The following is an 11,886-nucleotide window of genomic DNA, read 5'->3' as shown; positions in this document are numbered from 1 at the left end:
CTAGACCCAGCCTCTTGAGGGTGTCCAGGGTTGGCTTACCATCACTCCAACCACGCAGTTTATAATATACCTTTATTCCCTCGTCAAACATCTTAGATGCACTATGACCCTTAGCCGGGCCCTCCGGTATTGGTTGCCTCATGCGATTAGGCAATTCATCCTTAACCCATTTCCCCTCCTTAACATGAAATAATCGCTCCACATTGAATATGCGTTCCCCTATCTCAAGAATGTCTTCACCGCTTAGATCCCAACCAAATGCGGAATTGTATAACGCAGCTATGTCTCCCTCAGTGTTTATATTAGGCATTAAATTCTCGAACTTACAGAAAACTGATGAGTCTACAACGGCGAAGAGATCCTGATTCCACTTCACTATACGGGCCTGCTTCTCTATTCCGCTTTGCGAATCATCTAATGGATCAACCTTTTCAGGAACGCCGAAAACCTCCCATGTTGGCGTATATGCCTCCAAGTGATCACCACCCCTATTCGATGTATAATATGCCAAGGCAAAGCCCTTTAATCCCCTTGGATCATACGCTGGAACGCCTTGACCACGGGAACCTACGAACGCTTCAGGATCANGATACTTCATGGCCAATCTATAATCGCCTTCAGCTAATTCATCGCCTATCCCATCTCTATGCGCTATCTTGTATGCGAGATCTATGAATGTGGCTGGATCACCCCAATCAACATCAAGCTTCAACAATCCCTTCCTAGCAAGTTCAGTTGCTGTCGCTAATGTATTGCCCAGGCTAATAGTGTCCATTCCCAATTCATTAGCCGCTTTTTGAAGTTTAATTACTGCCTCGGGATCTAATTCGCCTATGTTCGGGCCAAGAGCCCAAGTATTTTCATATTCATACTTTATCTTTTCTCCAGGCACCTTGAATGGCCCGCTCTTCACCATTGGAATCTGGGTACACGCTATGGGGCAATTATAGCAGCCATGCACCTCCACCACATACTTGGTTTTAATATATNCCCCACTGACTTGAGTTACATCGCTCGCTCGCCCCGTGAAGTTATATGCCGGCAATGCGCCCATTGATTGAATTATATTCATTAGGACATTAGTACCATATGTATGCAAGGCTTGATACGTGGGATGAGCCATGACCCTCTTTACTAACTCATTATTGACTTTTTTGAACCGTTCCTTATCGATTACCTCATCCATCAACTTCCTTGTTCCCCAGGCAATTATTCCCTTAATCATCTTGCTCCCCATCACTGCGCCTAGGCCTCCTCTGCCGGCGAACCGTTCATAATCGCTGCCCCTTATTCCGGCGAACCTAACCATATTCTCCCCCGCGGGTCCGATAACAATGACGCCGGCCTTAGTCTCATCTGGGGGGAACCCATTTTCCATCAATAATTGCCTTGTTGAGGAGCCCGTTGTTTTTCCCCATAAATGCTTTGCAGGCTTAATCATGGGTTCCCCATCACGGATATAAATGTAGACAGGATAATCGGATTTACCCTCCACGACTAATCCATCGTAGCCCGATCTACGGAGCCAGTAGGATGCGTTTCCACCCATATTGGAATGGGTTAATGACATGGTGAGGGGAGACTTGCCGACGACTGTTAATCTGCTAGAGGATACGGTGGCGATGCCGCTGAGGGGTCCTGAGAAGAAGTATAGCTTGTTGCTTGGATCAAATGGGTCAATGCCCCTAGGCACCTCTCTCAGGGCTAGGTATGAGCCGAGTCCTCGTCCACCGAGGAACATCTTTAGCTCATCATCCTTGATTATTTCCTCCTTGAATTCCTCGGTGGATAGGTTTGCCCTAATTATCCTAAATACCATTGATAGTTAATAGTAGATATCCTATTAATAAGACTTACGTTATTCTTGTCTGATAATGATTATTAATTCATATGAAAATTTTGCTTAAGTAAATAAAAAATAATATTATTATATATGACTGCCAATTCATATTATCTGGGCTTGTGGCGAAAGCTTTAAAATTTAATTATAAACAAGTAAAAGATATGGCTACTAGTTGGCCTCTTCCGGATATCTTGAAACCATCTCGATCAGTGTTGGTTGTTTGGGATGTCCATAAAGCCCTCGTTAATTCAATTTTCAATAAAGAGGAATTCATCAATGCGCTAAACACATCCATAACTGCAGCTCGGCAAGCCAAGGTACCTATAGTATTCACAAAGATAACTCCATATCCTCAGGGATTCGAGTCGCCCTCCTCTAAACTATTATACAGAAGTGGTTTTCAATTTAAGCCTGAGGAAATGGAGCTAGTCGTACAACCATCAGCTGATGACATAGTGCTTAACAAAAATACATGGAGCATATTCGTGGGGACGAATTTCGAGCTATTGCTAAGGAACTCCAATAGATCGACAATAGTATTCACTGGAATAGCGACTGAGATAGGGATTGAAACAAGTGCGAGACACGCCTTTGCATTAGGATTAATCCCAGTGATAATTAGGGATGCAGTATCATCTAGAAACAGGGAGGGACACGAAAGATCGCTCACAAACATGTCATCATTCTTCCCAATAATAACGTCAATCGACCTAATTAATCACTGGAAGTGAGGGCACGGGAAAATATCCTCCGTTGCCTTCGCTGCCACTTGCCATTCAAGAATGTCTTTGATGCAGTTTAACTTTCTTTAATTATTTGATAATGAGAGCAGCAAATCTCGCCTTTTGAGGTGGGGAGGAAGTCAGATTTTTGAGCCTTGCCTCCGAAATATTTAAATTAATAACGAAGCGTGGAACGACATGGAGTATACGGTGGTATATGACACATACGTTGAGGTGCCTATACGGATAAGTAAAACAACGCCCGATGAGGCTAGAATTAAGAGGCTTGAGAGGTGGCCTAAGGAGGCTGGGCTTTCGCAACCTCTTGGTGAGGGGGGAACATTCATGGATCTCGTAAAGTCATTTGCCAGGGATTATGAACTGGAAATAGGGGAAAAGAATTGGAGCAACACTACGGCTGCGGATAAAATAAGCATAAAAATGGAGCAGAAACTCCTAAGGAATGGGATACAGAGGGGGGCTGCTAAAATGGAGGGTGAAATACCATTAACCCCAGCAGAGGAGGGGGGTAACCTTGTTTATACTGCTAAGCTCAAGTATTCAATAGAGTTGGATAATGATGTGTTGGCCGAGAAGGCTGCAAGCGATGTCGTTGAATTCAGTTTATAGTTTTAATGCAGCCAGATAATGATGAGCTCAATAAGGAATGGAGCACTCACTTGAGAGCACTATCTAATAGGTCTGAATATTTCCATGCATCATCTGGAAAGATCCCAACGACTTGGCTGAGTCCAAGCTTCTTAATTGCCGCAACCACGGCTCCACTGCTGGGTCCAATGAGTAAGCCATCATTTGATGCGACTAATTTAATGCCATTAATGGCCTCTCGCAGTGATACTTTAATTATCTCATCAATCTGGGCAATCTCTTGGAACGGATTACCGCTATATTCCTTTATGCCCGGTATTGTATCCATTGGTTCCACCCCTATCATCTTGATGCCATTGCCATATTTTTCCTTAAAGTAAAGCGATAAACCAGTCATGTGGCCCGCCGTACCCAAACCAGCAACTATGTACTTAATCCTTAATCCAGCCGCTCGTAATTGCTCATCCAATTCCCTGGCTGTTTCCCTATAATGAACCAAATAATTCCGTGGATTATTGAATTGATTTGGGTGATGAGCCGAAGCAATCTTGGCTTCCTTCTTTACTTCCTCAATCATATCATTAGTTCCCCCCATTCGCTCCCTTATCTCCGCATTCAATAGTTTAAGCATTACCTTATATGCCTTAGCCGTTCTAGTCGATATATAAGCTATCATTTTCCTGCCATACCCAGCAGAAAGAGAGGCTAAGGCAACAGCCATGTTTCCTGAGGATGCCTCTACCACAGCATCGCCTTTACTAGTCTTCTCAAGCACTTCCTCATATAAGGATAAGGCAGTTCTATCCTTTATGCTGTGAGTTATGGGATTCATGAATTCCAGCTTGCCCCAAACCTCCTCTTCGCCAAATGATTTAAGCCTATATAATGGGGTTGGCCAGGAACCCCTTATTAGATCCATTATATTATCATACACGCGGGTATCCGCAAATATAGGTCATGTCTTTCCCATGGAAAATCCCCTATTAAAATATTTCCCAGTTCACGAAAGCGCTCTCCACAGCACAATAGGGCCGCATTTCCCTTTCTGGCCTTATGCTCGATCCCGAAGGGTAATCGCGCAGCTTATTTCATCATGGAAAGAGGGACCACGTGAAAATATTAAAGGGCTAAATAATGGAATGCATATTAAGTGACTAGCTATAGAGGCGATGATGAGCAATGAGGAGGCCAATGAGGCTAATAAGGTATGAATCCAATGAGGCGTTAATCAATATAATAATTGCCTCGCTTCTATGGTCCACCATAGGTTTAGCCAGCGTCTATAGTGGATCCCCATTACTACTTCCACTAATTAGATCAACGACAGCCGCCATAGTGGCGGCATTTATCTATAGATCGCTTAACAAGGCTGCAATAACGGCTGGAATAAGCTTAGGCGTTTTATTCAGCGTGTATCCACTTGCGGCCGTGACAGATGGCGTTGGATTAGCAGCATACCTGCTATATACGGCACCGCTCTGGGCCACCCTGGTTTCACTGATTCTTGGAGAACGCCCAGGCAAATATAGCGTCATTGGGTTAATCATTATTGCAGTGGCCGTTATAATCGCCTTGATTGATGCTGGCCTAGGAGGCATTAATTACTATGGGGCAATTCTAGGCCTCGTGTCGGGGATCTCGTATGGGCTCTATATAGCTATAGCCAGATTCTTCTCGAAGTTGGGGATGAGCAACGATGTATCGTATGGGGCCTTGCCATTTACTTTGATTATGACTGCGCCGTTACTGCCATTCTTAGCATTGATTCATAGATTACCGCCATTAATTGATCTAGGGAAAACATTGGTGGCCGGCGCGTATATGGGCATCTTTTGTACCGTTATTCCATATAAGTTATTTGCAATGGGCGTAGCCAGGGTTAGAGCGGCATTAGCATCTATTCTAGCCACGCTTGAACCCGTGATGGCTGCTGTATGGGGCTATTTATTTCTAAGACAGATCCCCAACAACTATGAAATACTGATTTACTTATTGATAACCATTGCACTCATTACATCATCAATTGATGCCAGATAGAGGCGCTCATCATAAACTGACCTCCTCCCCGCCCTTGAGGGCGGGGGTTCCCCGAGGTCTAGAGGGTTACGCCCCTTTCACGGGCGCTACTCGATTATGATCCACGATGAAAGATAGGGGCCTCTTTATCGTCGAGATCACTATGCCGGTAGCCTTCTTCAAGATATTCAATGCACCATTTAGATCCGAATGAAGCCTATGCCCCTTAGGACAATTAACTACNCCCCTCGGCCCCCTCTCAACCTCAACACCATGATAAGCACAGTACTTGGACGTATTATACTCAATGACCTCAAACACACGAATACCATACTCCTGAGCCTTCAACTCAATGACCTCCATGAGTTTACGATAAGACCACAAATTCACCGTGAACTTATTACCCTTATCCTGAGCAATGTTGAAGGGATAACCCAAATAGATCGTTGAGACGCCTCGCTCATGCAACTCCCTCATTAGGTGGGAGGCAAAGTTGCGGTAGAGGTGAAGAAGCCTCCTAATTAGTTTCTTGAAGAGNCTCCTCCTCTCCCTATTAAGCTCCTCGTATGCTTCGTATTCTTCAATGTTCTTCGCCTTATCCGCCGAGGACTGCGCCTCAGCTATCCTCTTCCCGAGGTAGAAGTAATCCTCCTTCGCCCTAACACCCTTATATAATAACCACGTACCATCATCGACTACTACGCTCGCCAAGACGTTAATGCCTAGATCTATTGAGGCCATTTTGCTCCCCTTCGGCGATTTAACTTGTATTGATTTCCTCTCACCCCTCACGACGTGCTTACTCCTCCTTCCCTTCTTAGTTTTTTCAACGCCAACCTCCACGGGAATGGAGGCGTACCACGCATTCCCAACCTCATCATAGTAGATCTCCAATCTGCCTTGTTTCCCGTGCCACCTTAATCTACCCGTAAAATCGATTTTGAGGTGGAAGTCCTTTAGGACTAGTTTCTGTTCATCCACGACATACCTATCCTGCCTAACTACTAGGAGGAGCTTCCTCTCTCCAGTCTCCCCATCCTNCCAATACCTCGGCGGTGAAACGCGGCTCATGTGGGGCGGTAGTTTGTTTTCCTTCCTCAGCTTTAGGAGGGAGAAGAATGATGACCAAGCCTCATTATTCTTATTAAGCACTTGCTGCGTGTTGGCGCTGCCCAATTCATCCTTATACTTTTCATAATACTTATCATATGTTCCCTTTAAGTCAACTCTCCCCTCATGGAAGAATTGCTGCCTCCTCTCGTAGTTAACCTCATTAAACAACTTGGCGGAGGTGTTGGCTAGCCTCCTCAGCTTCCTTTCTTGAAACCCATTTGGTAGGAGGCGAACCACGTTAGTCCTCCTATTCTTGAATTCGACTTCTTTGATGTCCTCTCCCGGTATTGCGGGGGGAATCGGCCTCCGCTCCTCATTCCCAAGAAATTGACCGGGGGAGGGCATCCTAAAGAGGAATAGTAAGAGGTTTTTAAACCTTGCCCCGCCCTAAAGGGCGAGGCTTTCCGTTTGTTCTGTAATTTACGTTTCTATAACATTAAATAAACCGGAACTACTGCAGTGGTGGAGGACAGCCTTAGCGGTGCGGCTTGGTTATGAGGAGAGTTCAATTCCCAGCGAGGAAATACGGCTGGCTAGAAAAGATATAGAAAACCTAGTTAGTTTCGTGGCTTCTATTGTTAAATAATTCAGGTATTGGACATATCGGATCATCTCCATACATGTCACCGCCAAGGTAGTATGCACGAGCCCTATCTCCGCCTTTGCATTCCTTCTTAAATCTGCAATTGCTGCACTTAGGGCCTCGCAAGTATTTCTCCGTATTCACGAATAGATCAAGTCCATTAACCAATATGTCCCTTAACGGTTTTTGCCTTATATTGCCTAGCTTCACGAAGTCGATGAATTGACAGGGATATACGTCGCCATTCGGGTAAATGGATATTATTTTTCTTCCGCATCCCCCCGTTGATTCCACGAATCGTAGATATGGCTCTGGATCCCCTCCGCTTCGTAGTGCAATGTAGATGCCGTCATATGGAGCCAGCGTTGTTTCTATCTCTAGCTTATCGGCATACTTCTCAGCATATTTAATAATGGTTTCCATGAATCTAGCGTATTGTTGCGGGGAGTACCACCACTCTCTTCCTAATTTACCGGCTCTGCCGCTTGCAGATAAGTGATAGAAAGTCACCCTATTAACTCCAATTGATGCAGCGAAGTCTATGTAATCAGCCGCTCTCTCTATATTCATGGCTGTCACGGTGAATCTAAGCCCAACATCTAGCCCAGCATCCAGCGAGTTCCGTATACCGGCTAATGCTAGTGAAAATGCTCCCTTGACTCCTCTGAATTTATCATGATATTCGGCATCAATGGAGTCCAGGGATATCCCAATATAGGAGAACCCTATCCCCTTAAGCTCCTCAGCGACCTCCCTCGTTATCATTGTGCCATTGGTCGATAATACCAGCTTAATGCCTAGTCCCGCGGCATGCTTAGCTATATCGATTAAGTCCCTCCTCATTAATGGTTCACCCCCGCTCATTAGTATTAGGGGAACCCCCACTTCCTTGAATTGATCCACTAGCCTCATTGCTTCCTCGGTGCTTAATTCGTGTTCATCCTCCATGCCTGCATCTATGTAGCAATGAATGCATTTCAAGTTGCATTTCCTAGTGATGTTCCATGAGACTATGGGCCTTACTATGCTTGAGAATTCACTTGGTTTATCANCTCCATATCTTCCTTTTATCTTAAATGATACGGTGCCGCGACCAGTAACCATTGTACTTATAGGGATCATTACGTGACTCAATAACGTATGGCTAATTTAACCTTTTTGCTTTAGGCATCGTCTTTTTAAGCGTGAATTCATCCATAGCTTTAATGACGAAGGCATCAATAAATGAGGCTGGGCATATTAATTTGGGCAAGGCAGAGGCATTGGCTAAATTAATTAAGGAAATGAAATTATCACAGGATAATTATGTAGATGATCGGTTCTACCCAAGCACCAGCATGGATGAGGATCTACAGTTAATGTTTTTTATAGCTATGACAGCAATAGATCATAGATTAGTGGTGCCAGGTCATTCTTATGAGGATGAGATGAACGGCAATAAATATAGAGGCGCAGATCTATTGTGGATAAGAGGTAAGCGCCTTTTTGATTCTGATCCATCGATATTCTCGCCAAGCAGATTAGCNACCATTGATTCATCCACCATTAAGCATTGGTTCGGCGATATTTGGGATTACGGTGTCAGGACATTTCTTTTACAGGATATTGGCATAAAAATGTCGAAGCTATTCAATTCATCCCCCACCGCATTAATAAAGAGAAGCGAGGGTTACTTATTTAATGGCGGTCATGGATTCATTGAATTGCTGAAATCGTTTTCAGCGTACACCGATCCCGTTGAGAAGAAGGCAATGCTTCTGGCCAAGTTCTTACATGGCCGTGGATTAATTAGATTCGTAGATACATGGAATGAGGAGGTCCCTGTCGATAATCACTTAACTAGAATAGCGATTAGGCTGGGACTAGTTGAGCCTTCTCAGCAATACATGGAAATGATAATGACGGCCACTCCATTTACTCCTCAGCAGGATATTGCGCTCAGATTTTCAATTAGATACGGATGGAAATTAGTGTCCATATTATCGGGGATAGAGCCATTTGTGCTGGACGATTTTCTCTGGAACTTTGGCAGAACTATTTGCACTACTGATGATCCAAAGTGCAAATACTGCCCGCTCAGTGACGTATGTAGCTTAAAGGATGCTCATCCCCGGGAACACGTATTTCATATAACTTACTGGTATTAAACAATCAAACTGGAACCTGAGAAACGCCTCTAATAAAGGGAATGGTTTCCTCATGTTATGGCTTTTTATTTTATAGTCAATCCTAGCTCTCCGCCTGAAGGGTACTGCTTCTACTGCTGAGGAGAATAGAATTGCTTATGGGGCTTCACTATTCGCGATAATGTTAAATCCATGTGGAAAGACCTCAATTTATGAAGATAAGGGCTGTAACGTTATTTAGCGAGGGAAACAAGGACCTGGCTATTCTTCCTCAACTTGATGCCGCAATCCAAAAGGCATCAAGAGAACTGAAATTAGAGGTTCTCACTAAACGAGTAACTTTTCCTTACATGGATGAAAAGAGAATAGATGTTAGTTCAATTGACTCCATGATGAATAAAATGGGATACGCATATTCTGCGTTAGCAGTTAAGGGATCCATTGATCCATCCATCTTCGTTAAATTAATGGCATCCACTAAGTCATATGGCAGCATACTGATAGATGAAGCGGATAAGGCGCCGCTGATTACTGNGGTGCTTAGGAGAATGGATTCTTCTATTTCCCGAAGATTCGCTGCATTAATTGGAAATGAACTGGAGACGCCGTATTACCCTGCATCAGTTAATGTAAGGGGCGGCATGGGCATAGCATTGGCGATTCTCTATCCTAGCGACTTAATTGGAGCGAGAAGCGTAAATGATATTAGAAATAGATTGGAAATGCTGCTGAGGAAGGCAGAGGAATTTGGGCATTTAGTGGCTGATTCAATTAGCGTGGAGTATAGGGGATTAGATGCATCTTTGTCTCCCTGGGGCTGGGAATCCACAGTGGATGTGTTGGAGCAATTCGGCTCCCGCATAGGCTCACCCGGCTTCATGAAGACTATATGGGATATCAATAGGGAATTAATGGCTCTATCGGTGAAGAATCTTGGCTTTAACGAGGTAATGCTGCCGCTGGCGGAAGATGAGCGATTAAAGGAAAGAGCTAGGGCTGGCTTCATAACTTTCAAGGATCTGGTCACATACTCATCGGTTTGCGTTGCCGGCGTCGATATGGTTCCAATACCGATGAACGATATAGATCATGTGGCTGGGGTAGTGGCGGATCTATACGCGGTCTCTCAAGNAAAGAAGAGGCCCATAGGGCTACGACTGATACCAAGCGTTAAGGAAACCGGCGACGTCGACATAGAGGGTTTTGGCGAAACTCCGGTTCTGAGAGTGAATCAATGAAAGAGCATTGCCGAAAAAGTAATTTAGCGTGAAGTCCCTCTTAATGAATATTAATTCTCCGACTATATGTTTTACTTGCTTTCTCCACTATATCTCTATCCCACTTCTCATAGTCCCAGTAACCTATTAATTGGTAAATCTCCTCCCTACTCATCATATCGCCCAATAATGATTTCTGTGTGCCCTCATTCTTAAGAGTCCTTAACGCCTTTCTCACAGCCCCCATTGCATACCTAAACGTGGTTACTGGAAAAATAACTACCTTATAGCCAAGCTCCTCAAAGCGTTTTGCAGTTATATAAGGCGTCTTGCCGAATTCCGTCATATTGGCGAGGAGAGGAGCCTTAACTCTCTGAGCCACTGTTCTGAACTCCTCCTCATCATGAAGAGACTCCGGGAAAATCATATCGGCTCCAGCCTCCACATACGCATTTGCTCTCTCAATCGCATCATCGAGTCCATTTACGTCCCTTGCATCGGTTCTAGCTATTATTATGAAGTTCTCATCACGCCTGGCATCGACTGCGGCCCGTATTTTCTTTATCATTTCATCCATTGAAACGACTCTTTTACCGCTTAGGTGGCCGCATTTTTTCGGGAATTCCTGGTCCTCTATATGAATCGCGGCTGCGCCTGCATCCTCCATGCTTCGCACAGTTCTGGCGACATTTATTGTCTCTCCAAACCCAGTATCCGCATCAACTATAAGCGGTAGATCCACTGTGCTGGATATATACGAGACTTGAGTAGCCATCTCCGTCAGCGTGAATACGCCTAGGTCAGGTAATCCAAGCATATTAGAGAATGCGGCTCCTCCGAAGTACATTGCCTCAAAGCCCTCTTCGGCCGCCATAATTGCAGTTATAGGGAGAAAAACGCCTGGAGCAATTATTATTCCATCCTTATTGAGCCTTTCCCTGAATCGCCTTCTTATCTCCGACTTATCTAGTCCTCTTCTGAATAGGATTGGGTCCATCACCATAACATAGATATCCATTTAATAAATGTTCTGCAGTGAGCTACCTCGCCCTTAAGGGCGAGGCTTCCCGCTTCCCCGTCCCGCCTTGCCCATCGTTATGGGTAGTGGGCGGAGCTCCACGGGCACCACGGGCGGCTCCCACCCCGCACGCCTCAAATGATTAAGAGCGGAATTATAATCCCTATCAGCCCTCCAACCACACCTGGGACACTCAAAAACCCCATCACTCAACGCTAAGTCCTTTACATAACCACACTTGACGCATGTCTTCGAGGAATTCCTAGGATCCACTAAAACCAACTTCTTCCCATACTTCCCCAACTGATACCCTATGACGCTTCTGAGCTCATGAAAAGCGACGTCGTGAAGCCTCATCCTCATCCTCCTCCCAGACTTACCAATAAGCTGCTTAACGTGGACATCCTCCATAACCACAGCATCATAATGCTCCGCAAAATACCTCCCCAATTTCATGTACAAGTCCCTCCTCAGATTCGCTAAATGCTCATAAGCCCTCGCTAACTTAATTTTAGCCTTGAACCAGTTGCGGGAGAGCTACCTCTTCCTAGATAGCTCCTTATGCAGCCTCCTCACCTTCTTCAATGCCTTCTCATAGGGCCTCAAGTTTGGGAGGTACTCCCCATCAGAGGTCACGAG

10 protein-coding genes and 1 pseudogene are annotated in these 11,886 nt (G+C 44.8%); 5 read left to right on the top strand and 6 right to left on the bottom strand.

Going from position 1 to position 11,886, the window contains the following annotated elements:
* A partial coding sequence (locus AT710_07215; GenBank protein ID KUO91204.1) for an aldehyde:ferredoxin oxidoreductase occupies positions 1-1,819 on the bottom strand: 1,819 nt, incomplete at its 3' end.
* Between the two features lie 185 nt (positions 1,820-2,004).
* On the opposite strand from AT710_07215, the gene AT710_07210 reads away from it, so the two are divergent.
* Both AT710_07210 and AT710_07205 read left to right on the top strand, forming a co-directional pair.
* On the top strand, positions 2,005-2,574 hold the full coding sequence (locus AT710_07210) for an isochorismatase (protein ID KUO91203.1): 570 nt from the start codon (positions 2,005-2,007) through the stop codon (positions 2,572-2,574).
* Positions 2,575-2,763: 189 nt separating this feature from the next.
* Complete coding sequence (locus AT710_07205) at positions 2,764-3,195, top strand: hypothetical protein (GenBank protein ID KUO91202.1); 432 nt, start codon at positions 2,764-2,766, stop codon at positions 3,193-3,195.
* Positions 3,196-3,241: 46 nt separating this feature from the next.
* Here the strand turns inward: AT710_07205 and AT710_07200 are convergent, their stop codons facing one another.
* Positions 3,242-4,093 carry a hypothetical protein gene (locus AT710_07200; protein ID KUO91206.1) on the bottom strand — a complete coding sequence of 284 codons (852 nt, stop codon included), beginning with the start codon at positions 4,091-4,093 and terminating at the stop codon, positions 3,242-3,244.
* A 272-nt stretch (positions 4,094-4,365) separates the two neighbouring features.
* Here AT710_07200 and AT710_07195 point away from each other — a divergent pair, with 272 nt between their 5' ends.
* Positions 4,366-5,211 (top strand): permease, encoded by an 846-nt coding sequence (locus AT710_07195; GenBank protein ID KUO91205.1) that lies wholly within the window; start codon positions 4,366-4,368, stop codon positions 5,209-5,211.
* A 66-nt stretch (positions 5,212-5,277) separates the two neighbouring features.
* Here AT710_07195 and AT710_07190 read toward each other — a convergent pair whose 3' ends face one another.
* The gene (locus AT710_07190) at positions 5,278-6,648 is read right to left on the bottom strand and encodes a transposase (protein KUO91201.1); all 1,371 of its coding nucleotides are present in this window, start codon (positions 6,646-6,648) and stop codon (positions 5,278-5,280) included.
* Positions 6,649-6,856: 208 nt separating this feature from the next.
* Positions 6,857-8,008 carry a radical SAM protein gene (locus AT710_07185; protein KUO91200.1) on the bottom strand — a complete coding sequence of 384 codons (1,152 nt, stop codon included), beginning with the start codon at positions 8,006-8,008 and terminating at the stop codon, positions 6,857-6,859.
* A gap of 83 nt (positions 8,009-8,091) precedes the next feature.
* Here AT710_07185 and AT710_07180 point away from each other — a divergent pair, with 83 nt between their 5' ends.
* A complete protein-coding gene (locus tag AT710_07180) occupies positions 8,092-9,033 on the top strand; it encodes a hypothetical protein (GenBank protein KUO91199.1) in 942 nt (313 codons plus the stop codon).
* A 191-nt stretch (positions 9,034-9,224) separates the two neighbouring features.
* Complete coding sequence (locus AT710_07175; GenBank protein KUO91198.1) at positions 9,225-10,250, top strand: hypothetical protein; 1,026 nt, start codon at positions 9,225-9,227, stop codon at positions 10,248-10,250.
* Positions 10,251-10,290: 40 nt separating this feature from the next.
* Here AT710_07175 and AT710_07170 read toward each other — a convergent pair whose 3' ends face one another.
* Both AT710_07170 and AT710_07165 read right to left on the bottom strand, forming a co-directional pair.
* Complete coding sequence (locus tag AT710_07170) at positions 10,291-11,226, bottom strand: methylisocitrate lyase (GenBank protein ID KUO91197.1); 936 nt, start codon at positions 11,224-11,226, stop codon at positions 10,291-10,293.
* Positions 11,227-11,280: 54 nt separating this feature from the next.
* A pseudogene (locus AT710_07165) lies at positions 11,281-11,886 on the bottom strand (transposase).

The sequence above is a fragment of the Thermocladium sp. ECH_B genome (genome assembly GCA_001516585.1).
GTDB lineage: Archaea > Thermoproteota > Thermoprotei > Thermoproteales > Thermocladiaceae > Thermocladium.
Note: the sequence above shows the minus strand (reverse complement) of the source record. Positions and strands in the feature narration are given on the sequence as shown.